Raw genomic sequence first — 23,924 nt, 5'->3', positions numbered from 1 at the left:
TTAGGATTTCCATCAACCAAAATGAAACATCTCTTTTTATTTGCCTTATTATTTCTAACAGGCATACAATCCATACGATCCCAAACCATTAATGAAAAAATAAGGGACAGCATCGCAAAAGATTCTATTGAAATGGAAGCGAAGCGAAATGAACTCCAAACCGTTGAAATCATTGGCCGTTCAACCAAAAAATATTACAGCGACTATTCTTTTGCAGCGACAAAAACGGCAGCATTAAACAAAGATATTCCACAATCTATTTCGACTGTAACCAAAGAATTAATTGCCGATAAAGCCGCTTTTTATCTGGCCGATGCCGTAAAAATGACAAGCGGTGTTATTCCGGCGAGTTACTATAACCAATATACGATTCGTGGAATCAGTCAAAATGAGGAAGGGCAAATTATCAACGGAATGCGAACCCGTCAGTATTATTTTTTACAACCTCTGACTACCAATATTGAACGTGTCGAGGTCATAAAAGGTCCTTCGAGCGCTACATTTTCCTCAGTAGATCCTGGTGGAAGCATCAATCTGGTGACTAAAAAACCTTTAGCAACAGAACACAAGGAGGTCAGTATGAGTGTTGGAAGTTTCAGCACTTTGAGAGGAACTTTAGATTTTACCGGACCTGTCAACGAATCCAAAACATTATTGTACCGTGTAAACGGTGCTTACCAGGAAGCCAAATCGTTCCGTGATCTGGTTAATAATAAATCCTTCCTGATCTCGCCATCTTTCAGTTATATTCCGAATGAAAAAACGGCTATCAATACTGAATTGATTCTGAGCGATATGAAAGGAATTCTTGACAGAGGACAGCCCATTTTTGGTGCCGTTGCCGGAGTGACAGATTTGAACAAAACCCCAATAAGTTTGAATCTGGGTGCTCCGAGCGATTTTTTCAGGTCAAAAGAAATGATTCTGATGACGAATTTTGCGCATAAATTCAATTCTAAAATTAGTTTTAATGCTTCGTACATGAAACAAACCTGGACAGAAGATCTTCAGGAACACAGAACCACTAATGTCTTTGCGGTTGACATGGATAATCAGCCGGTTACAAACCTGGCGATGATGCAGTTTGTACAGCGTCAGCAAAACTGGGATATCGACAATTTGAGCGCTTACTTAAATTTCGATCTAAAAACCGGAAAACTGACCCATAAATTATTGGCAGGATACGATTTAAGCAGCTGGAACAAAAACATAGGCGGCGGTCAAAATGCAGCCAGAGGTTATCTCTTAAATGACGGAACTGTTGCAGGTTCTTTCGTTTTGGCAAATGCTGCAAATTATCAAACAATCACTATCGACGGAGTTGTTATGCCGAAACCAAATGTAACTTATTTCAATTTGAACAATCCAAAATATACCGTTACAAGTCCGGAAGATTATACTTTGAATGTTAGAACAGCTTTACCCTCTGCATTGACCACTACGAATGCAATTTATATTCAGGATCAGATTCTGTGGGCTAAATTTACCTTTTTATTGGGTTTAAGAAACGAATGGTTCAAGGATATTACGAATTATAAAGCCAACAACGAACTTACTGTAAAAAAATCAGCTTTACTGCCAAGAGTTGGGGTAACGTATGCCGTAAACAATTCAATTAATCTTTATACAACTTATCTAGAGGGCTATCAGCCACAATCGAACACGGTAACTTTGATGCCGCAAACCGGAAGTTTACCTGCCGGAAGCCAGTTTGAACCGTTGGAAAGTAATTTGAAAGAAGTGGGAATTAAAGCTACTTTTCTCAATAACTCAATGAGTTTTAATGCTGCCATTTACGAAATAAACCAGCGTAATATTTTGATGAATGCCAATGATCCCGTAAATCCTGATTTACTGGTAACAAGAGGTGCTGAAAGAAGCCGTGGTTTTGAATGCGATTTGGCTGGTTATATAATTCCGGACTGGCAAATTAATGCTTCTTACAGTTATATTGATGCTGAAATTACCAATGATCGCAATGCTTCATTAATTGGTGCCAGAAAACAAAACACACCTAAAAACAGTGCAAACTTATGGACACGCTACAACTTCAATTCTGATTCTGCTCTGGATAACTTTGGGATTGGTGCCGGAATGCAGTACCAAAGCAGCAAAATTCCATGGTTTACCAGAGATTTTACAATTCCGGATTTTACCATTTTTGACGCTGCGGTTTATTACAAACCCACTAAAAGCAACATGCAAATTGCGATGAACGTGGGCAATGTTTTTAATAGAACATATTGGTTTGGCGCGCAAAACTACCTTCGATTATTTCCCGGAGCTCCAAGAAACGCTACGCTTACCGTAACTTATAAATTTTAATCTGCAGTTATGTCATTACACGTAGAAAATTTGATAGCCCAACATTTTAGAAAATCTGTTTTTAAAAATCTGGCTACATATATCATTACCTTTTTTATTGGTATTTTATTGATTTATGCCGTTTTATCCGGATGGAAAAACTACATCAATCAAAATGAAACCAGCGAAAAATACCAACACGAATCCAGAGAAGACTGGCTCAAAAATCCGGACAAAAATCCGCACAGAATGGCGCATTACGGAAATTTTGCTTTTCGAAAAAGTACTTCGCTAAGCGTGTTTGAATTTGGAATGGAACCGTTTTTTGGAAATGCGATATTTCTGGAAGCGCATAAGCAAAATACAGCCAATTTTTCTGAAGCCGGATTCTCGAACAGCATGCTGCGTTTTGGGGAAATCAGTACTGCTATGGTTTTACAGATTTTATTGCCCTTATTGATTTTTTTCCTGGGATTTAATTCGGTCGCAGCCGAAAGGGAAAACGGAACACTAAAACTGCTTTTGAGTCAGGGAATCAGCTGGAAACAGCTTTTATTAGGCAAAATACTTGGAATTGCCTCTGTCATTATGATGCTTTTTATTCCGGCAATTCTCGTTTTGGTTTTCATCTGGTTATTGCTTCAGAACTTTGCCGTTTCATTTGACGAAACCCTTAAAATGATCTTGTTTATTGTGTTTCATTTTCTATATCTGTTATTTTTTTGCGCCATTGCTGTTTTGATTTCTGCTTCATGCAAAACTTCAAAAAAAGCATTGGTTTCGTTAATTGGGATTTGGTTGGTTTTCACAATTATTTTACCGAGAACAACGCAGGCAATTGGTGCTTATATTTATGAAGCGCCTTCAAAAATTAAGTTCAACAGCGATATCGAAAAAGATATTTTGAAACAAGGTGACAGTCACAACCCAAATGATTCGCATTACAAAGCGATTAAGGATTCTTTACTTGCGGTTCACAAAGTCGACTCGGTTCAGAAACTCCCTTTCAATTATTCCGGTTTTATCATGACCGAAGGCGAGAAAATCAGTTCGAATATTTACAACAAACATTTGAAAAATCTGCTTCAGGTTTACGAAAAGCAAAACAGTTTTTCAAGAGCAGTATCGTTTTTGAATCCGTATATCGCGATGAAAAACCTGTCGATGGCATTATCAAATACAGATTATGATTCGTACATCGATTTTCAGAAACAGGCTGAAACGTATCGCTATAATATGGCGCAAAAAATGAATGCTTTACAAATTAAATACATCAGTAATAAAAAAGACAAGCCAACTGTCATTGACAAAGATCATTGGGCAGAAGTCCAGGAATTTCATTATGAGCCCAAAGGAGTATTCACCGTTTTAAAGAACGAAATTATCTCTGTCATTTCACTTTTTCTCTGGATTATTTTGTTATTCATCTTAATCAGGACAGCTTCAAAAAAACTAAAAGCCATTTAATATGTTAGCATTAATATTTAAAAATTTCATACGCTCCAAAGGAACAAAAGTTGGTTTATTGTTTGTTTTCGTTATTGGGTTTATCAGTCTTTTAATTGGACAGCAATTCCAGCAAAAGCAACATAAAAACATTACAGAAGCAGCGGTTTATCAAAAAGAGCATATCGCCCGAAACGCTTCTTTCCATAAAGATGAAATGGGTCTTTTGCTTTATTATGTAAAATTTTCACTGGTCAACAAAACATTTCCTCTCAATAGTCTGGCAATTGGTCAGCGCGATGTCAATCCTTCGATTCAGAGCGTTACGATTCGGGGTGTGGAAGCTCAGAAATACGATTCAGAACTAAATAATCCAAATAATCTTTTGTTGGGAAACCTTGATTTTAGTTTTGTTCTCATTTATATTTTTCCGCTTCTAATCATTGCTTTTACGTACAATATCGTTTCAGAAGAAAAAGAATCCGGAACCTGGAAAATTGTTGCCTCGCAAAGCGACAATACTTTTTTATACATTCTGAAATTATTCTATATCCGAATTTTAAGTTTGCTTGCATTGCTGACAATTATCCTGGTTGTTGCTGTCATACTTTTGAATATTCCATTTGACAGTTCACTTCTCACTTTTTACATCATCAGTATTTTGTACATTCTCTTTTGGTTTGCCGTTTGCTTTTTTATTGTTTCGCTTCAAAAGAACTCGAATTTTAATTCCGTAATCTTATTAACGGTCTGGCTGTTTCTGATTATCATTTTGCCGGCAACGATCAATACTTATATTGTCAACAAATATCCGGTTCCCGAAGCATTAGAACTGACATTGAAACAACGAAATGCCTACCACGAAAAATGGGATATGGATAAAAAAACGACGATGGATAAATTCTACAGTCATTATCCACAGTTCAAAAGCTATATTTTACCGGATACCGAATTCAGCTGGCTTTGGTATTATGCGATGCAGCAAATGGGTGATGATGAATCAGCAAAACAGTCTCAGGAATTGCAGACCAAATTAAAGCAACGAAACGAGGCAAGCCAGATGATAGCCCAATTTATTCCAACTTTACATACCCAAATCCAACTGAATGAAATTGCAAAATCAGATTTTGAAAACCAGCTTTTATTTATACAAAAAACGACAGCATTTCATGAAAAAACGAGGCTGTATTTTTACCCTAAAATCTTTGATAATGCTCCAGTAGCCAAAGAAAACTGGTCTAAATTTAGAGTCGAAACTTTTGAAGACAACTCAGAAACCAGCCTGTCAAAAAGTTTTCTGCCTTTAGTTTTTATTAATCTTGCATTCATCGCTTTGGGTTGGATGAATTTCAAAAAAGAAAAACAAATCATCTAAATTCCAGCTAAAAAAACATAAAAAAGACTGCTTAGTAAGGCAGTCTTTTTTTATGTTTCTAAAATTCAATTATGCTCTAAACAAAGCATATTTATTATAATCATACAAAACCTTATCGTAAGGCACCAATAATTTTTCCGTTTTTTCTGAAGAGGCATCAAACGTGATTCCGTTATATTTTGCAAACAAATAAATCTCTCTAAGGCAATTAGACAAACTCTGATGAATTTCAGAAGTAAATAATGGCAATTGACTCTCTCCTACCAACAAATCAATCTGGTAGTTTGAACTGCTTTTTGAAAGGTTATTACCAATTATCCTAATAGTGAATTTAGTACTTTTTCCGTGTTGTTTTCCCTGATAATGTATTACCATGACGTTATTATTAAAGATTAAAATTTATTTTAGCTGATTTGAATCGCATTTTGAATTCAATAATTAAAGTTATGAAAAAAAAGCAAAAACGTAAAATTAGGGGTATTAAATTATTATTTTTTTAGCATAAAAAAACCGTAACGAATTACGGTTTTTTCACAATTAACTAAATAGATTAATCAACTTTTTCACGAGTAAAATTCATTCATAAGCACGATTAATTAACGGTAATATTGGTAATATCTTTTTCTTTATGTACATCCAGTAAAAAAGGATTTCCATTTTCATCTAACATGGTCATATTTAGAGCATCGAGCAAGGTTAGTTTTTCCGAAACAGCACCTTTAAATCTATTGTACGAAAGATTCATTTCAGACAAATTATAAAGGTTTTCAAGTTCTTTTGGAATTTCACCTTCAAAATTATTATCAAACAAACTGAGATTTTCTAAAGAATTAAAATTTCCTATTTTGTGACTCAGATTCCCCGAGAATTTATTATTATTCAAAAGCAGCACTTTCAAAGTCGAAATTTCATATACAGAATCCGGCAGATTTCCTTCTATCTCATTATTAAAAAGTGCCAGTGTTTGCAAATGCTGCAAATTTCCTATAGCCGAAGGCAATTTTCCTTTTAAATTATTATCTGCCAAATTAAGTCCGACAACCTGACCATTATTAATTTCAACACCAAACCAGGTGCAAACTGATGATGTCAAATCCCATTTTATTTTCCATTCCGCTCCATTTGTTGCGTGATATATTTTAATCAGCGTATCTTTTTCTTTATCAGAAACCGCATCTGCAAAAACTGAATTTGACAATGTAAATAGTAAAAACAAAAAACAAAATTTTCGCATAGATTTGGGGCATCAATGTTTGCTGCAAAATTATGTGATTTAAAACTTCAGCACAAGCAATGTCGATAAAGTGTTAATAAGTAAAATAACACGTTTAATACTCAAAAAATAAAATATCCTTCACGCTGAATTTTTAATTAAATTTGATCAACTAATTATAAAAACCTTATTTTATGGAAATTAACTTTATTACATTTCTGGCTGCAGCAGTTGTTACACTTGTAGTTGGATTTATCTGGTACAATCCAAAAGTATTTGGAACAATCTGGATGAGAGAAAATAATTTTACCGAAGAAGATCTCAAAAAAGGCAATATGCTAAAAATCTTTGGATTTACTTATATTTTCTCTGTGCTGATATCTATGGCCTTAATGTCGTTTACAATCCATCAATCCGGTGCTGTAGGAATGATTGGCGGGCCACCTATGATAGCAAGTGCAAAACCATCTTTTCATGCTTTTATGGCTGATTACGGGACAGCTTACCGCACTTTTAAACATGGTGCTCTCCACGGTTTTATGTCAGGCTTATTTTTTGCTTTTCCTGTAATTGGAATCAATGGCTTATTCGAAAGAAAATCATGGAAATATATCTTTATCCACGCCGGATACTGGATGCTTACCCTTACAATTATAGGCGGAATTGTTTGTGCATATGCCTAATAAAACTACAGAAACTGAATCCGTTTGAAACCTAAATTCAAACGGATTTTCTTAATAATAACTTAAAGAAAAAAAGTTATTGCAAATATTATCTAATTTTGAAGAAATTAGTTCACACTCTTGAATACAACCTATTCTTTCCAAATATATAAAAGCGCGGCATCACTGCCTTTAGAATGGAACTCGCTCGCTGCAGATAATATTTTTTTAACCCGTGAATACCTTGAAGTATTAGAAAATTCCTGTCCGGTAAATATGACTTGTCATTTCATGGGATTTTTTGAAGGAGAAAAACTTATCGGAATCGCCCTGACCCAATTTTTATTTGCAGAAAAACTGGAATCGTTTGGAGAGCGTGATAAATGCTTAAAAACTTCTGTGCGCAACTTTGCCCTTAAAAATTTTGCTTCGCACGTGTTATTCGTAGGCAATAATATGCTAACGGGACAAAATGCTTTTGTCTTTGCTCAAAACATAAAAGAGTCCAAAGCTATTAAAACGCTTCATAAAGCTATTAGTCAGCTTAAAAAAGATTTAAAAGCAAGTGGCAAAAAAGTTCATATCACAAGCATAAAAGATTTTACGGCAAAAGAAATTGAGCCCCTGCAAGCAGAATTTAAAAACAATTATACGTTTTCGACCCAGCCCAATATGATTTTTGAAATCAATAAAAACTGGAAATCAGAACAGGATTATATTGATGCTTTATCTAAAAAATACCGGGATCAGTACAAACGTGCCAGAAAAAAAGCAGAAGGAATCGTAAAACAAAAAATGTCTTTGTCTGATATTCGAAAATACGAAGATGTTATTTACGACCTCTATTTTCATGTGGCAAAAAATGCGCCTTTCAACACTTTTTTTCTCGCCCGAAATCATTTTAGCTTTTTTAAAGAAATCATGAAAGATGACTTTTTACTCTATGGTTATTTTCTGGAGGAAAAACTAATCGGTTTCAATACATTGATAAAAAATGGAAATGTAATGGATACCTATTTTTTAGGTTATGATGAAAGTGTGCAGCGTGAAAAAATGCTGTATCTGAATATGCTTTATGACATGATTGGGTATTCCATCAAAAAAGGTTTTAAAACTATTGTTTTCGCCAGAACCGCTCTTGAAATTAAAAGTTCTGTAGGTGCTAAACCTATAAAAATGTACGGTTTGATCACTCACAGCAATGCTTTAATTAATCATAATATTGCACGATTTTTTAATTATCTGGAACCAAAAACCGATTGGCAGGAACGCAATCCGTTTAAATAATTTTACGGAATCGCAATCTTCATTTGCTTATGCAGAATATGAATTTCTAACGACTTCTGTGCTCCGCAATACTCACCATCGATCTGAAAACTCACAGGATAATCGGTTTCTATAGTGGCCTGATCTGTAGAAATGATAACCACATCCTCAGAATCGATTGGCATGTTGCCTGTAATTATCTTTCCGATAAGAAATAAATCAAGGTTTTTCAGAATGACCAATTCAAATTTACCATCGTTCATAGCACCATTGGGATTGATGGTTACGCCTGTTCCGTATTTTTGAGAATTGGCAATTACGATCATTCTCGCGACATGATCGACTTTTTCTTTATTTGCCTTAATTGTTGCAACAAACGGTTCATTAGACTCTGTCAGGGTTGTAAATGCCTGTAAAGCATAACCCCAAAATCCACGAACGTCACTTTCTTCATAATTTTTTACCAAGTCAGCATTTAGCCCGATATCGCTTAAATGAATACTTTTTTTGCCATTGATGCAAATCATATCCATTTCGATATAACGATTCAGAAAAGCAATTTTCAGGTTCTCCTCGATTGTTGACGGTAGATTTAAATCGACAGACAAACCGTTAGCGGAACCCGCAGGCAGAATCCCAATGATCACATCCTGCTCTTCCATTGCTTCGGCTACCATCTTAATAGTTCCGTCGCCCCCGGCTACTACAATTCGTTCCGGATTGTACTTATTGTGTAAGGCTTGTATTTGCTTTGCATCACTTTTCCCTGTGGTTTCATACACCTCCAACTCAAAATGATTTGTGGTTGCAAACTCCTGAACCGCCTCTATTAAATCTGATTTATCAAGGTCTCCTGAAATCGGGTTTACAACGAATATGATATTCTTTTTCAAAATTTTCTATTTAAAAACCAATTAAATTAATTAAATTACAGTTACATAAATATACGTAATTAATGACACCAATTTTACAATTATATCGCGGTTATGCCAATGAACAGGAATTAATTGTAATGGGTCATGTTTTCAGGAGAACATATGAATATGATTTTCAAAAGAAAAACTTAAAAAATGCACGTTCTATTATTAATCAGTTTAGGATAAAAACGATTCAAAATTTTGACATATACCTGAAATTTGGGGAAAAAGAAATTCATACCAAAACTTTAGATGATGGTTATTTTAAATTTTGTATTCCATTGGAAAAGGAATTTCATTTTGGATGGATGGAATACGAAGTGAGTATCAGATATAAAACAGAAACTATAACCTGCAAAGGCAGTTTTATAAGACCTCATGAAGGAAATCTGGGAATTATATCTGACATTGATGATACTTTTTTGATTTCGCATACGCGGAATATTTTCAAAAAAATATACATTCTCCTTTTTAAAAGTGTAAATGACAGAAAAGTTTTTAAAGGTGTTGTTCCACATTATCAGGCTTTAAGTTCAGCCGGAAGAAACAATAAGGAAGAACAAAATGCTTTTTTTTATATCTCAAGCAGCGAATGGAATTTGTATCGGTTTATTGTAAAATTTACCAAAATACATCAATTGCCACGAGCTGTTATTTTACTGAAAGATATCAAAAGAGGGGTTACTGATTTTTTCCTGAGCGGAAGAGGCAATCACAATCATAAATTCGATAAAATAAAACACGTTCTGGAATTCTATCCGAACCTCAAATATGTGTTATTGGGAGATGATTCACAACACGATCCCTTTTTGTATGAACAAATTTGCAAAATATTTCCGGTTACAGTGATTGCAGTTTACATCAGACAAACAGGAAAAATCCAAAAATCAGAAGTCAAAAAAATCATGAAAAACTTAGAAGCCCTTGATGTTTCTGTCTGTTATTTTAAAGAAAGTAGTCAAGCGATTATGCATTCAAAGTCTATTGGGATTATCAAGTAGGTTTCAGGTTTCAGGTTCTTGTTGGAACGTTAAATTTGAAACCTGAAACAAAAAAACTAAGCATTGAAATTGTCAATTTCTTCCTGAACGATTTCCCAATCCAGAAGCAATTGATCTAAATCTGCTTTCTTTTTATTGTATGCGGTGAAAAAGGAAGCGTCTTCGATATGTTTATCATAATTTGAAGCCAGCATTTTATCGTCGTGCTGAATGTCTTTTTCCAATTGTTTGATCTGGCTTTCGACTTTGCTTAAACGGTTTTGCAAAGCTTTGCCTTTTTTCTGGTCTTCGTAAGAGGTTTTGTTATTCTCTTTTGGAGCGGCAGTTTTTACAACATCTTTTTTCTCTACTTCACGCATATTTTCAAGATTGCGCTGTTCTAAGAAAAAGTTGATATCTCCCAAATATTCTCTAATTTTTTGATCTTTGAATTCGTAAACGATATTCGACATTCCCTGAAGGAAATCCCTGTCGTGAGAAACTAATAATAAAGTTCCACCGAATTTTTGAAGTGCCGCTTTTAGAACATTTTTAGATTTAATGTCCAGGTGGTTCGTAGGCTCATCCATCAGCAAAACGTTTATTGGCTGAAGCAATAATTTACAAAGTGCCAGACGGTTACGCTCTCCTCCGGAAAGTACTTTTACTTTTTTCTCAACATCGTCACCACGGAATAAAAATGAGCCTAACATATCGCGCACTTTAGAGCGGTTGGTATCCGTTGCCGCATCTTCCATAGTTTGAAGCAAAGTGATTTCGCCATCTAAATATTCGGCCTGATTTTGGGCAAAATATCCTAACTGAACATTGTGTCCAAGTTTAATATTTCCCTGGTATTCAAATTCGTTTACCAATGCCTTAATGAAAGTTGATTTTCCTTGTCCGTTTTGACCAACGAAAGCAATTTTACTTCCACGTTCAACCAATAAACTGATATCTTTCAGAATCGTTTTGTCTCCGTAAGATTTTGTTACATTTTCAGCCTCAATTACCACTTTTCCAGGCTCTTTTGAAACCGGAAAAGAAATATTCATTACGGAATTATCGTCTTCGTCAACTTCAATTCGTTCTACTTTATCTAATTTTTTAATCAACGATTGCGCCATTGAAGCTTTTGATGCTTTGGCACGGAATTTCTCGATTAATTTTTCTGTTTCTTCAATTTTTTTGGCCTGGTTTTTCTGAGTAGCCAATTGTTTTTCGCGGATTTCATGACGCAATTCCAAATATTGAGAATACGGCTTATTGAAGTCGTATGCTTTTCCTAATGAGATTTCGATTGTTCTGTTGGTCACGTTATCCAAAAACATTTTATCGTGCGATACGATTACCACAACCCCCGGATAATTGCGAAGGAAATTTTCTAACCAAATGATACTTTCGATATCTAAGTGGTTGGTAGGCTCATCCAGCAACAAAACATCATTGGATTGCAATAATAATTTAGCCAGCTCAATACGCATTCTCCAGCCTCCTGAAAATGTTTCAGTCTGGTTATTGAAAACTTCTCTTTTGAAACCTAAACCTAAAAGAATTTTTTCTGTATCTCCTACATAATTGTAACCTCCAAGAAGGTCAAAACGATGTGTGTAATCAGAAAGATCTTCTATAATCTGGCTGTATTCTTCACTTTCATAATCGGTTCTGGTTACCAGTTGATGATTGATTTCTTCGAGCTTTTTTTCTACAATCTTAATCTCGGTGAATGCTTCATAAGCTTCTTCCAAAACAGTTCTTCCTTGTTCAAAATCAATATCCTGACGCAAAAATCCCATTCGGATATCTTTCTCCTGCGAAATAACTCCTGAATCAGGTTTAAAATCTCCTGCAAGCATTTTTAACATGGTGGATTTACCCGCTCCGTTTTTACCAACAAGACCTACGCGGTCTCCTGCACCCAAACGAAAAGTAACCTCTTCAAATAAATAAGTTCCTCCAAAAGAAACCGAAAGATTGTGTATATTAAGCATAATGTGTGACTATCAGTATCAGCAATAAAGATTTAAGTACCTTACTTACTTTACTTTTTGAAAGTGCAAAAGTATGACAATTAATTGAAAGTTTTGGCTGTACTTTTGAAAACAAATATCATCGCTTTTTTATCCTTTAAATTTTAAAGAGCATTGTTATCAAACATAAAAAAACGGATGGAAAATCATTCAATTTCCCATCCGTTTTCTATTTGTTTAAATTTATTTATACTTCTTTTGGTTCCGGTAATAAAATCGACAATAGTACTGATATTACAAGAATTCCTCCAATAACAATTAGTGAATAAATGGATTCAATATGATAAAATGGAGCAATAATCATTTTTACACCAATGAATGAAAGGATAATTGCCAGTCCATATTGCAGTTTACTGAATAAGTGAATAAAGTTATCCAGTAAAAAGAACAATGCTCTTAATCCTAAAATTGCAAAAATATTAGACGTATACAAGATAAACGGATCGTTTGAAATAGCGAAAATTGCCGGTATAGAATCTACGGCGAATAATAAATCTGTGAACTCAATTACCGCAACTACTACTAAAAGCGGTGTTGCTAATTTTTTTCCGTTTTCGTATGTGAAGAATTTATCTCCATCGTATTTATCTGAAACGCTAAAAAACTTTCTGATCAGTCTTGCCCCTCTTGTATTGTTGTAATCTTCCTCATCATCATCATCTCCAGCAGACCAGGATTTGATTCCTGCATACACAAGGAATAAACCAAAAGCAGTCATTATTAAATTAATATCGTATTTGAATCCTTCGATTCCTGCTAAACTTAAAAGCTTGTTTAAGTAGGTAAGTTCTATTAAGAATGCTCCTGAGAATATAAAAATGGCACGCAAAACCAATGCTCCTATAATCCCCCAGAATAAAACTTTGTGTTTATTCTCATTTTGTACATCAAAAAACTTAAAAACTAATATGAATACAAACAGGTTATCTACAGAAAGTGCTTTCTCAATCCAGTATGCCGACTGAAATTCGTAGAATTTAGCTGACCCTGCAAAGTGATATACCAAACCACTAAAAATCATAGCTAAACTTATCCATACTAATGACCATGTTATCGCTTCTTTATTTGTTACTACGTGACTTTTTTTGTTGAAAATTCCTAAATCCAGCAATAGCATAACAAGTACTGCAACCGCAAAAACGATAACTAAACCGGGATGTTCCGAAAAAATTGGGTGTTGATTCATTTTAGATATTAATTAAGTTAAATTTTAAAATTATGTATTAGCCATTGTTACCATGATTACCCTGCCTCCTTCTTCATTAGAAAGCAGTATTTTTTTTCCGTGTGTAAGCTCCACCATTGTCCCTATTGGAATTTCCTTGTCCTCGGTTAAATCTTTTAGTGAAGTCAGTTTTTGATTGACCAAAACCCACTTGCTATTGAAATAAGTAAAATAACCTACCGGCACCTTTTGCAACTGGGTTAATTTCTCATTTCTGGCAATATTACGATTAACATGCCATTGAAACAAATATTGATCGTTATAAACCATTAATCTGTGATTTTCGGGTTTCCATGTTGTTTCCTGAAACTGATAATATAAATCCAGGATTGGTAAAGTGCCCTGATGTGGAGTACCGCAGAATGGACATTTTGGACTATTTGTATTGTCAAAAACATACCATTTTTGCTCACAGGAAACATTATGGCATTTCTGCATTAAATCTGTGGTTTTCAATAAGGCAATCTCCCATTCTTCTGCGTTTGGACGCTGCATTGGGTTGTGTAATCCATCTATAAAAACTTTGTCAAATAAGTTTTTCAAATACGGACCTGTTAACGTATAAGGTAATTTTGTTATATCCGCCCAGGGCAAATCCCATTTAGAAACCTGATTGATTTTTGGCCTGTTCATAGGGTCTGTTGGGTGTTCGATAAACATTGCTTTTTCTCCCATAGACAACAAATCATCTTTTTCGGTATCTAAATCGTGTACTTTTCCTCCTTTTAACGGATGGCGGTGCAGCAAAAACATATAAATTAAAACAGGTAAAGCATGCAAGTCGGTTAATCTGTTTGGGAGTTTACGGTTGGGGTCTGCTTTGTCTAAATGTTTGGTCGAAAGTACTTCGGGTGCAATAAACTCAGCTGTTCCGATAACTTCTGCCGGAAATAATCCGGGAACTACCAGTCCGTCCAAATCGATCATACAAGCTGATTTTTGTACCGGATCAATCAACACGTTATTGTACGACAAATCAGAATGCGCCAATCCCATTGCGTGCATTTTTTTTACGCCACGGGTTAAGTTAACACAAACCTGAAAATAACTTAGCCAATCTCCTAACTCAGATTTGGCAACACGAAGCGGAAATGCGGGATTTCTGAATTTAGCCCCTGCAAACCATTTTCCGTTTTTTTCTTTCCCCTGAATTAAATCGCTGGTTTCGTATCCTTTTTTAAAGAAAAACTTACCATCATAAATCGGAACTATAATTCCGGTTAATCCTTTATAATCAACAACATCAGTTGGCCATCGGTATACTTCTTTCAAATAATAATCACCGGCTTCTCCATTCTGAATCTGAATTAAATATTTATTTGTTATTCTTTGCAGTCTCTCTTTTTGATTAAAATCTAATTTTTCCCTGAAAATAGCTACCACATATCTTTTATCAGGACTAAAATAAACATCCTTTACACCACCGCGCATCGGTTCGCCGTTATCGACAAACTGATAGGTTTTTGCAGGATCATTAATTGATTTTACAGTAATCGTATTCATGTCTAATAAATTATAGCCAGCGTTCTGTCATCATGGTTTCCGGGACTCCAGAAATCCATCCAGTTTGCAAGCTGCTGTGCAATTTCAGGATTATTTTTATCAAATTCAACTTTAATTCCGTCCTCGTTGTTCCCTTGCAGATCCTGAAGAAATTCGTTCCACTTTTCGATTTTTTCCAAACTTGCTTCCACCTCAAATTTCGGATCGTAAATTCCATCCGTCATCAGAACCAAATAAGAAAAATCATCGACAAGTTTAAAACCGAATCTTGAAGAAAATTTATCACTCTGGAAAATTTCGGGCATCGTGATAAAACGCGTTCCTCCTCCAAAATCGCCTACATCAAGCCAATTCATCAGTTTGATTTCTGTCAAATCTTTATTTAGTAAACCAATTGGACAGTCTCCAATTCCGAAAGTAAGAACCGCATAACCAAAATCATATTTTTTGACTAAGGTAAATATTAAGGTAGCATGAAAATTTTTCAAATCTGCCTCATTTTTTATAGCAGTTTCTTCAATTTTCTGATGTGCAAAATAAGCCGCTTTTGAAAGATTCTGATAGACAAAATGACTTATTTTTTTGGATGTTTCGTCAGTTGCTTTTGCATGATGTTCAGCTAAAACCTGATCAAATTCGTTTAAAATGGAGGCGTTTAAATTTTGTTCAAAATAACCAATAACAGAATTACAGGCCAATTCCGATCCTTTTCTGGATAAGCTCGCAGAACCTGCACCATCTGAAACTGCAATGACACTCCACCCTATTTCGTTAAAATTTTTAAAAGCAAAATCATCTTCCCTAAAAGAACCTACGTTGGCATGGCTTCTTCCTCTTTTGGACGCAATTATAATATTTTTATCCAAAAACTGATCCGAAACTGCGGCTACATCAGGTTTCCAAAACGGATCATTTTTATTGCTTTCTAAATTTTTCCATAACGACTTCGGATCAGGATTGATAATTAGTGTTATTGTTTTTTCATTCAAAACAGAATCTTCTGCTTCACCGTCAATCCTAAATAAAATTCTGATTTTGAGATCACCGCTTATTTCAGGAACACCGTATAATAGTTCATCTTCCAGATCAAACTCAAGACCTGAGTTTTCGAGCCCTTTCATCTCAAAATAAATAATATCATTCCACCCTAAAACATCAAAATCAATTTTCGCATGATATTTTTTATTGACCGTACCGTTTGGAATGGATACGGTTTGGTTTAAAACATCGTCAATTCTATTTTTCAAAATCCAATTCTGCATGATCATTTTTTGGTTTTCCTGAATTATTTTTACTGCAAGGACATTCTCTTCATCTGCAATAAACTCGTTAAAGAGAGCTGCTTTACCTGAAGAAATATCCATTTTATGTTGGGATAAAAAGGATTGAAGATATCTTTTGGTTTCCTCCATTACTTTTTATGCTGAATTATCCCTGAGTTCTGTTTACATCAAATCCGCCTTCACCGCAACCATAATTTCCCTGATTGTTGCACCAAGGACAAGTGCTTACATCCTCATCACCAATACAATGTATTTTTTGACAGACACAAACTGCAAATGCGATTTGATTTCCACAGCAAGGACAAGTTGGACCTCCGATTAGTTCATCCGTATTGACTACATTGTTAAAATTACCCGAATCAGCCAACTCAAAATAGGAATTATCAACCTGATAAGCCCCCACCAATTTGTAATTTTTAGAAGATAATTCGATTCCGGCATAAATAGATTCCGCGATAGTTTTACGGTATTTCATTAAATACGGTCTTTTTGTATTTTGGCATTTTCCGTTTAAAACCACAAAGTTATCATCAACATAATGTCTGTTTGGAGTTTCTTTGGTTAAATCTATTTTAGAAAGTGTTTCACCGTCTAATTTAGCCAGTTCAAAACCGGTAGAATTATTTTCAACACTAATACTACTTGTTTTAATAGAATCGGTTACCCATTTAAAAAATTCTTTGTACGACTGTACATTTGTATTTTTAAAATGAAGCACATTTTCAGTCAGCTCGCCTAATAATTTTGTATCTGTTTCGCTCCCGAAAGAAATCGCAATTAAGTTGGCTGTTCGCTGCCAGTTTTGTTTCCATTCAGCAATAGCAGCCTGACTGTCATCTGTAGGAACTCCGTCTGTAAACAAGAAAACTATTGGTTTCCAGTCACCTTTAACCTCATAAGTTGTCTTAACGATATTACTTCTTAATTCATACATCAAATGTCCTAAACCCTTGCTGAGTGATGTACCACTGCCTATTGGGAATTTTGGTGGATAAAAACTCACTATTTCCTGCAATGGAACCAATGTTTTTGGCTGTCCGGCAAATACTATAATGGAAACAAAAACGGTTTCCAGCGCATGTGGATCTGTTTTTAATGCCTGGATAATAGTTGACAAACCTTCTTCAACCTGCTGAATTGGTTCTCCAACCATTGACTCTGAAATATCAATTAGAAAATATATTGGCAATCTTCTCATTTTAAAGGAAATTTAGTAACATTAGAAAAATAACTAAAAGTAAAATCTGCGTCATATCTACGGATAAACCAACTCCAACCTGAAACGGTTTTATCATTGGCTTCAGAAAATTAAATACAGGCGAAAAAATACTATTGAAAAAATCAAAAATAGTTTTGTATTTTGGATGTAACTTGTCTGTATAAGGAAGTAGTTTTGAGTATAAAAACAAGCCTACAATTAAAACCTCAATAAAAATTTTAATAAGATGCATTATGAAACTGCTTTTATTAACTCGTTTGCAATTTCTTTAAAAACCTGTTCTTCATCTGCATTTATTTTTTTTGACCCATAAACTGAAACGCCATCATTAACCGTCATAAAATTTATTGAAAATGATGCACCATAACATTTATTTACGCTTTTGTACGGAATAGAATGCATCAGTTTTATATACATACAATTTTGACGTATAATTATATCGTCGATATAAAAATCATCTTGAATATATTTATTAAGCAGCATACGTCTGGCATTTTCAATTGAAAAATTAGCAATTCCGGCAGTTTTGTAACAAATATTTAAACTGTCTATATTCATGTTGTCTAATTTTTCCTGTGGCGTAAATTCATGAACAACCTGATAAGTCGTATCGGTATATGAAATTGAACTGCTTCTATAGGATGAATGATCTGCCTTCTGAATTATGTGAACAATTATACCAATAATTGATATTATAGCCGAAAGTACTTCCATAACCTAAATCACTACAGTTATTTCACTAGGTGGTGGCGGTAAAGTAACGCTTTCGCCAGTCCCCTGACTCTTATTGCCTTGTTCAATGGTTTCAGAAACCCATTTAAAAAATTGTTTCAGTGTAGAACTGTCAGCGGAAGCCAGATGAACTACATTGTCTGTCAACTCTTTTAGAATTTCATCGTTTGCCATATGTCCGGCTGCACATCCTACAACAGCACCAAAACTTAGGTTTCGTATTTCCTTGGTTTTTTCCCTGTAAAGCTGAATATCTGAAGGTTTTCCATCTGTAAATACAAACAGCAGAGGTTTCCAGTCTCCTTTTTGAGTGGCTGAACCTTTTATTACTTCTTTATTTACTTTTTGAATGACAAAGTCCAGACCTGCTCCTGTATTTGTAGGGCCACTTTGAGGACAGGTAATTTCAGGTAACTGAAAATGAACCAATTCTGTTAAGGGTACAATTTCTTTTACTTCACGATCATACGTTATAATGCTGATCCAAAGTGAATCTAAGGCCTGCGCATCTGAACGTAATGTATTGATCATTCCGCTTAAAGCATTGTTTAAAGCCTGAATTGGTTCTCCGTACATAGAACCTGATGTATCTAATAAAAAATATACTGGTAGTCTTCTCATATTACTTTTAAAAAAATGATATAACAATGAAATTACTAACTTTTTATTCCGGTTTAAGAAATAAAAAGGCATGCTGACTTGGTATAACTTCTTTTAAAAGATGTAATACTCAAAAAACTATAAACTCCGCCTACCAGGCTTAAACTACAATGTTTAATTCTGATGGAGGCGGAGGTAATTCTTTTAAATTTGTAAATTCTTTTCCTGAATCTTCGACTTTTGTTGAAGTTACGCCAATCGAAGCTGTAACCCACTGGAAAAACTTTCCTATACTCGCACTATCAGCCGTATCAAGGCTTACTACATTATCTGTGATTCTTTTCAAAATGGCAGTATCTGCTCCTCCACCTGCAGCACAGGCAACTGCAAAAGCGATTTTTGCTTTTTTAAATTCTTCTAATCCGCTTTCCCAATTGTCTGTTGGAATTCCGTCAGTCATAATAAATACTAATGGTTTCCAGTCGCCTTTTTGCTCTGTTGTTGTTTTGGCAACTTCAGTTTCTATTTTATTGGCTGTTAATCTTAATGCTTCTCCCAATGCTGTGACGCCGGTTGCTTTAAGATCGACCATTTGAAAAGAAGCCAAATCTGTTAACGGAATGATTTGCTGCGCTGTAGTATCGAAAGTAATCACGCTTAGAAAAGCAGTTTCAATCGCCTGCGGATTTTGTCTTAACGAACTAATCATCATTTGAACGCCATTTTTCACAGCTTCGATAGGCTCACCGGTCATTGAACCCGATGTGTCTAATAATAAGTATACAGGCAGTCTTCTCATGGTTGTCTTTTTTTATACAGGAATATTATAAACTGGGGCTTCGGTAGCCGAATTACCCTGATTTGAGCTTTCAACCCCATTTATATTGTAACTACTGGTATTGGCTTCCGGATCATGCTGTGTTAAGTGACTCATAACTTCCGGAGTTAAATCTTTACCTCCTACAATATGATGGTAAGCGGAACCAATAGTATAAATGGGTCCCCATGGAAATCCCCACCAGCCAACAATTAAGTTTAGGAAAACATAACCATAAGAATATTTAAATGTATTTTCATCAGCTTTGATGAAATAAATATCAGAACTTCTTTTTAAAGTCATTAATATAAATGACACTGTATATGGGAATACAACAAACTTACCTCCTTGCTGAACCATGTCTCTTATTTGCGAAACTTTTAGTCCTTCGATGTTTTTGATTTCCATTATAGGTAAGACTGAACAATTTTATGAATAGTTTGTCCTAGGAAAGTATCATCTGTAGGATCTCCAATTGCACTAAATTTCCATTCGTCATTACGTTTGTATAATTTTCCCATAATGATGGAACGTTTGTTTACATATTGAGCTTCTGCAGAAACGTTGTAAGAAGCAAATTCTGAGGCTACTCTTGTTGGAGTTCCTTCATACATTCTAATTTTTGCGTATGGAATCTGAGAGAAGTCTTCTTTTCCAGCATTATTTAAAAAGAAAAATATCTGGCTCACTTTGGCATCAACTTTAGAAAGGTCTACGGTAATAATTTCATTATCCAAACCATCGTCTCCACCAGTATCTCCGGCAAGGTCATCTCCGGTATGCTTTAGAGCATTGTCAACAGTTATCAATTTACCTTTTGGTAAACCAAACTGCTGTAAAACTTCGACTCTGTATAATGGAGAATATAAATGATCACAAAGTTTGTTTTGGTCATCAATAAGTACACAGCTTAAATCTAAGTCTACTTCTGTTACATTTTTTGATAATCCTAAAAAACCTTTTGTTTCAATTGCACCCCAGTTTACACCGACGCAAAAATTGGTTAATGTTTCACCACTTGATTTTCGCAAATCAATTTTTTGTCCTTTGGTTAAGTTAATTGCCATACTTTTTAATTGGTTTTAAATTAGTTATATTTATTCAAATAATCTTGTAAGCCACCTTTCATTCCTATACCAACTGCTTCAAATTTCCACTCGTTGTTTCTTTTATAAATTCTCCCAAATTCTACTGCGGTTTCAATAGAAAAATCCTCATCTAACTCATATTTAACCAATTCCGTATTTGTCTGATCCAGAATTCTGATGAATGAATTTCTGATCTGACCAAAATTCTGTCTTTTTGTGTCTGCCTGATGAATGGTTACTACAAAAGAAATTTCGTGAACATCCGGAGAGATTACCGATAAATCAATTTGGATTTTTTCATCATCGCCATCACCGTCACCGGTTAAATTATCTCCTGTATGAACTACTGCCCCGTCAGGTGATTTTAAATTATTATAATAAACAAAATGGTTATCATTCGGAATTTTTCCGTTTGCACCAACTAAAAATACCGAAGCATCCACATCAAAACTTGAACCCGTGTTACTTGAATTACTATCCCATCCAAGACCTACTGTAAACTTTGGTGCATCAATACTTTGTCTTTGTCCTTTTTCTAAGTTAATTGCCATTTTATATCTTTAATTAATATTTATATTCAACATTGTTTTTAAAATATTGGTTTGTTCATCAACATTTTGGAGTTCTTCCAGAAAATCTACTGATGAAATTTTTTCATGATATTCCTTTAATACTTCCAAAACATTTTCGGGCAGCGTTGTTTTTACGACACTAAGTTCTCTCTTCAATTCTGCATTTTTATTTTTCAAACCTCTTATAATTTCTTCTTTTGCAGATCCGTTTTTTGAAATATCAATATCTTTTGCAACTTCTTCGTTCAAAAAATAAAATGATTTTTCATTGGCTACAAAAACAAATTTATCGTTAGAATCCCTAAACTCATAAACCTCAATTATTTCATTATTACAAACCAGTCCGCAGGAAAACTTAATTTTAAAATTCAGGATATTCAAACGCCCCAGAAGTTTTTTTTCAAATCTTGCATATGTATTTTCATATACACTTTTATTCAGCTGCGACAGTTTTTCGTACTGTTCAATTGTTATTTCCCTGTAATATTCGGCCTGAATACTTTGGGAAAAAGTCATTATATCATTCCAATTAAAAAAAACATCTTTTTCAGAAACAAATAGCTGATAAAGTTCTTCTATCTTTCTGGACATATTTTGAGCGTGCAGCTGCATTTGTTTTGCAAACTTACTCTCTCCTATTTCCAGTTTTAATTTTGATAAAATATCTTCATTAATATATATTTCATCACTTATTAAAACATATTGCTGTTCTTTTGATTTTTTTATTTTTTGAAACAAATCAATAAGACTGCTTGTAAACTGAATATGAAATAGTTCTAATTTATTAATATCTAATATTCGATTCTTTTCAAAAAGGGTATGAATGATTTTTGTCCTTACCAAAATCCCGACAAGATCCTTGTGGTTAAAGAAATTGGATAACAATTCTAAAACCACAAGTTTTCTGTTACTGTCTTTTATTATTTGAAGATACCTTTCTTCTTCTTCCTCCTGCATTTATCTAATTTCCAATATTCAATTTGTGTAATTTTTTAGCTTACAACGCCTTTTTTCAATTCCTGTTCCAGACTTTGCAAACCTGCGTCCAGCTGTCTTCTTGTTTCTGTACCCTGATCGTGAATTTGTTTTACTTCTGTCAAAGTATCGATCAATGATTTGGTTGTCATTTTCAGCGTTTCAAGTGAAACAATTGTGTTTTCGTTTTCTCTGGCAACTTCGATACTGTTTTGTTTTAGCATTTCTGCATTTTTCTGCAAAATCGTATTGGTTGTTTCAGAAACTCTTCTTTGAACTTCAATATTCTGTTTTTGCCTTTGTAAAGCAACTGCCAATGTAAGCTGGTTTTTCCAAACAGGCATAGTTGTAGTCAAAATAGACTGTGCTTTTTCTGCAATAGAAGTATTATTGTTTTGTACTACTCTAATCTGCGCAAGTGACTGCAGCATTATAAAACGAACAATTTTCATATCTGCCAGACGTTTGTCTAAACGATTAATGAAAGTTCTTTTATCGGAAATTTGATAATCCTGATACTGTGCACTGTTGCCTTCCATTACAGCAAGTTCTTCGTTTAATTCTTTATAGCGAATTTGTCCTGCAATAATGTGTTTTTCCATTTCTTTAATAAGATTCACATTCCCGTCAAACATGGTCTGAAGGGCACTGTTATCTTTCACAGAATTGATCATTCCAGCCTTTACCTTATTACTGATTTTTTCAATATTTACAGTAATCCGGTCATATTCCTGAAATAATTTCTTAACATCTGTAATTAACTTATTTAGCAAAGGAATTTTAGAAATGAATCTTTTGAATGGACCCTGATCTAATTGATCAACATCTACATAATTCAATTCTGTAAGCAGATCATTGATCAAAGTCCCTACTTCGCCTGAATTATACGTTCTGACATTTGTTAAGAAAGTATCACTCTGTTTTGCAATAGAGTTTTGAATTTCGGCACCATAATTCAGAATTGAATTGGCATCGTTCTCGTTTAATTGATTAGATATAGATTTGTAATTATTTACATCAGCTTCTGTAATTGAAGCTAAATTTACATTTCCATCTTTATCAATTAAAGCAGAATTCTCCTGAGTAACTAATTGATTTTCTGACATGACTATAAGTGATTCTGTTGAATTGTTACAATTGTCTGCTCTAGTTTTTTATCGTTAGTAGGTACTCCAACAGCACTAAATTTCCATTCGTCGTTTCTCTTATAAAAAACACCTAAAACCATAGAAACATTTCCGGCAAAAGTAGCATCGTTTGCAACATCAAAACGTGCAAATTCCTGAGTCACTCTTGTTGGTGTTCCTTCATAAATGCGAATAGAAGCAAATGGAATATCTTTAAAATCCTGACCTCTGAAACTGTTTATAAAAAACGCAACGTGATTAGCGGCCGGTGTCAATTGAGAAAAATCTAAAGTGATAACTTCATTATCCAATCCGTCATCTCCATTCAAATCTCCGGTCAAATCATCTCCGCTATGTTTAATTGCACGATCATTTGAAAGTAGTTTTCTAAAGTTTACTGAATCAATATGATTTTTTTTATCATCATAAACTGCGCAGCTGGCATCTAAATCTACAGCTTCTTTTTTTGTACCAAAGAATCCCTTTTTTTCAATTGCTCCCCAGTTTACTCCAACACAAATGTTTTGTAATTTTGTACCGTTACTTTTTTCAAGATTTATACGTTGTCCTTTTTCTAAATTAATTGCCAT

The 23,924-nt window shown here is 34.4% G+C and carries 23 protein-coding genes; 6 read left to right on the top strand and 17 right to left on the bottom strand.

Annotation, left to right across the window (positions count from 1 at the left end; all coding sequences use genetic code 11):
* Window positions 1–21: 21 nt before the first annotated feature.
* From DMB68_RS22105 to DMB68_RS22095, 3 genes are read left to right on the top strand one after another with little or no spacing between them, the layout of a single operon-like run.
* Entirely contained in the window at window positions 22–2,325 is a 2,304-nt protein-coding gene (locus DMB68_RS22105; RefSeq protein ID WP_110348800.1) for a TonB-dependent siderophore receptor, read from the top strand.
* 9 nt (window positions 2,326–2,334) lie between these two features.
* A complete protein-coding gene (locus DMB68_RS22100) occupies window positions 2,335–3,771 on the top strand; it encodes an ABC transporter permease (RefSeq protein ID WP_110348799.1) in 1,437 nt (478 codons plus the stop codon).
* Window position 3,772: 1 nt separating this feature from the next.
* Window positions 3,773–5,125, top strand: coding sequence for a DUF3526 domain-containing protein (locus tag DMB68_RS22095; protein WP_110348798.1), 1,353 nt, complete (start codon window positions 3,773–3,775; stop codon window positions 5,123–5,125).
* A gap of 69 nt (window positions 5,126–5,194) precedes the next feature.
* On the opposite strand, the gene DMB68_RS22090 is transcribed toward DMB68_RS22095, so the two are convergent.
* Window positions 5,195–5,500, bottom strand: a complete 306-nt coding sequence (locus tag DMB68_RS22090; protein ID WP_110348797.1) for a hypothetical protein — start codon at window positions 5,498–5,500, stop codon at window positions 5,195–5,197.
* A 217-nt stretch (window positions 5,501–5,717) separates the two neighbouring features.
* Complete coding sequence (locus tag DMB68_RS22085) at window positions 5,718–6,341, bottom strand: leucine-rich repeat domain-containing protein (RefSeq protein ID WP_231131719.1); 624 nt, start codon at window positions 6,339–6,341, stop codon at window positions 5,718–5,720.
* Window positions 6,342–6,532: 191 nt separating this feature from the next.
* Here DMB68_RS22085 and DMB68_RS22080 point away from each other — a divergent pair, with 191 nt between their 5' ends.
* A complete protein-coding gene (locus tag DMB68_RS22080; RefSeq protein WP_110348795.1) occupies window positions 6,533–7,021 on the top strand; it encodes a DUF1761 domain-containing protein in 489 nt (162 codons plus the stop codon).
* Window positions 7,022–7,141: 120 nt separating this feature from the next.
* Window positions 7,142–8,287 carry a peptidogalycan biosysnthesis protein gene (locus DMB68_RS22075; RefSeq protein WP_110348794.1) on the top strand — a complete coding sequence of 382 codons (1,146 nt, stop codon included), beginning with the start codon at window positions 7,142–7,144 and terminating at the stop codon, window positions 8,285–8,287.
* 2 nt (window positions 8,288–8,289) lie between these two features.
* Here the strand turns inward: DMB68_RS22075 and DMB68_RS22070 are convergent, their stop codons facing one another.
* Complete coding sequence (locus tag DMB68_RS22070; protein ID WP_110348793.1) at window positions 8,290–9,159, bottom strand: diacylglycerol/lipid kinase family protein; 870 nt, start codon at window positions 9,157–9,159, stop codon at window positions 8,290–8,292.
* A gap of 62 nt (window positions 9,160–9,221) precedes the next feature.
* Here DMB68_RS22070 and DMB68_RS22065 point away from each other — a divergent pair, with 62 nt between their 5' ends.
* Entirely contained in the window at window positions 9,222–10,184 is a 963-nt protein-coding gene (locus DMB68_RS22065) for an App1 family protein (RefSeq protein WP_110348792.1), read from the top strand.
* Between the two features lie 56 nt (window positions 10,185–10,240).
* Here the strand turns inward: DMB68_RS22065 and DMB68_RS22060 are convergent, their stop codons facing one another.
* The 14 genes from DMB68_RS22060 to DMB68_RS21990 all read right to left on the bottom strand — a co-directional run bounded on the left by DMB68_RS22060 (window position 10,241) and on the right by DMB68_RS21990 (window position 23,924).
* The gene (locus tag DMB68_RS22060) at window positions 10,241–12,154 is read right to left on the bottom strand and encodes an ABC-F family ATP-binding cassette domain-containing protein (RefSeq protein WP_110348791.1); all 1,914 of its coding nucleotides are present in this window, start codon (window positions 12,152–12,154) and stop codon (window positions 10,241–10,243) included.
* Window positions 12,155–12,380: 226 nt separating this feature from the next.
* A complete protein-coding gene (locus tag DMB68_RS22055; protein ID WP_110348790.1) occupies window positions 12,381–13,379 on the bottom strand; it encodes a TerC/Alx family metal homeostasis membrane protein in 999 nt (332 codons plus the stop codon).
* A gap of 30 nt (window positions 13,380–13,409) precedes the next feature.
* Window positions 13,410–14,921: a helix-hairpin-helix domain-containing protein gene (locus tag DMB68_RS22050; protein WP_110348789.1), complete on the bottom strand. Its 1,512-nt coding sequence runs from the start codon at window positions 14,919–14,921 to the stop codon at window positions 13,410–13,412.
* 2 nt (window positions 14,922–14,923) lie between these two features.
* Complete coding sequence (locus tag DMB68_RS22045; protein ID WP_110348788.1) at window positions 14,924–16,333, bottom strand: PP2C family serine/threonine-protein phosphatase; 1,410 nt, start codon at window positions 16,331–16,333, stop codon at window positions 14,924–14,926.
* Between the two features lie 16 nt (window positions 16,334–16,349).
* Window positions 16,350–17,402 carry a TerY-C metal binding domain-containing protein gene (locus tag DMB68_RS22040; protein WP_110348787.1) on the bottom strand — a complete coding sequence of 351 codons (1,053 nt, stop codon included), beginning with the start codon at window positions 17,400–17,402 and terminating at the stop codon, window positions 16,350–16,352.
* Window positions 17,403–17,654: 252 nt separating this feature from the next.
* Complete coding sequence (locus tag DMB68_RS22030) at window positions 17,655–18,137, bottom strand: hypothetical protein (protein ID WP_110348785.1); 483 nt, start codon at window positions 18,135–18,137, stop codon at window positions 17,655–17,657.
* A gap of 3 nt (window positions 18,138–18,140) precedes the next feature.
* On the bottom strand, window positions 18,141–18,776 hold the full coding sequence (locus DMB68_RS22025) for a vWA domain-containing protein (protein WP_110348857.1): 636 nt from the start codon (window positions 18,774–18,776) through the stop codon (window positions 18,141–18,143).
* Between the two features lie 139 nt (window positions 18,777–18,915).
* Window positions 18,916–19,554 carry a vWA domain-containing protein gene (locus DMB68_RS22020; protein ID WP_110348784.1) on the bottom strand — a complete coding sequence of 213 codons (639 nt, stop codon included), beginning with the start codon at window positions 19,552–19,554 and terminating at the stop codon, window positions 18,916–18,918.
* A gap of 12 nt (window positions 19,555–19,566) precedes the next feature.
* Window positions 19,567–19,980 carry a hypothetical protein gene (locus DMB68_RS22015; protein WP_110348783.1) on the bottom strand — a complete coding sequence of 138 codons (414 nt, stop codon included), beginning with the start codon at window positions 19,978–19,980 and terminating at the stop codon, window positions 19,567–19,569.
* Window positions 19,980–20,639 (bottom strand): TerD family protein, encoded by a 660-nt coding sequence (locus DMB68_RS22010; RefSeq protein WP_110348782.1) that lies wholly within the window; start codon window positions 20,637–20,639, stop codon window positions 19,980–19,982. Before DMB68_RS22010 ends, DMB68_RS22015 begins: the two co-directional genes overlap by 1 nt.
* Window positions 20,640–20,659: 20 nt before the next feature.
* A complete protein-coding gene (locus DMB68_RS22005; protein ID WP_110348781.1) occupies window positions 20,660–21,211 on the bottom strand; it encodes a TerD family protein in 552 nt (183 codons plus the stop codon).
* Between the two features lie 9 nt (window positions 21,212–21,220).
* Window positions 21,221–22,189 (bottom strand): hypothetical protein, encoded by a 969-nt coding sequence (locus DMB68_RS22000; protein WP_110348780.1) that lies wholly within the window; start codon window positions 22,187–22,189, stop codon window positions 21,221–21,223.
* Between the two features lie 35 nt (window positions 22,190–22,224).
* Window positions 22,225–23,313, bottom strand: coding sequence for a toxic anion resistance protein (locus DMB68_RS21995; protein WP_110348779.1), 1,089 nt, complete (start codon window positions 23,311–23,313; stop codon window positions 22,225–22,227).
* Between the two features lie 2 nt (window positions 23,314–23,315).
* Entirely contained in the window at window positions 23,316–23,924 is a 609-nt protein-coding gene (locus DMB68_RS21990) for a TerD family protein (protein ID WP_110348778.1), read from the bottom strand.

This window comes from Flavobacterium hydrophilum, assembly GCF_003202405.1.
In the GTDB taxonomy this organism is placed as follows: domain Bacteria; phylum Bacteroidota; class Bacteroidia; order Flavobacteriales; family Flavobacteriaceae; genus Flavobacterium; species Flavobacterium hydrophilum.
This window is presented reverse-complemented; position numbering and strand designations above follow the sequence as displayed.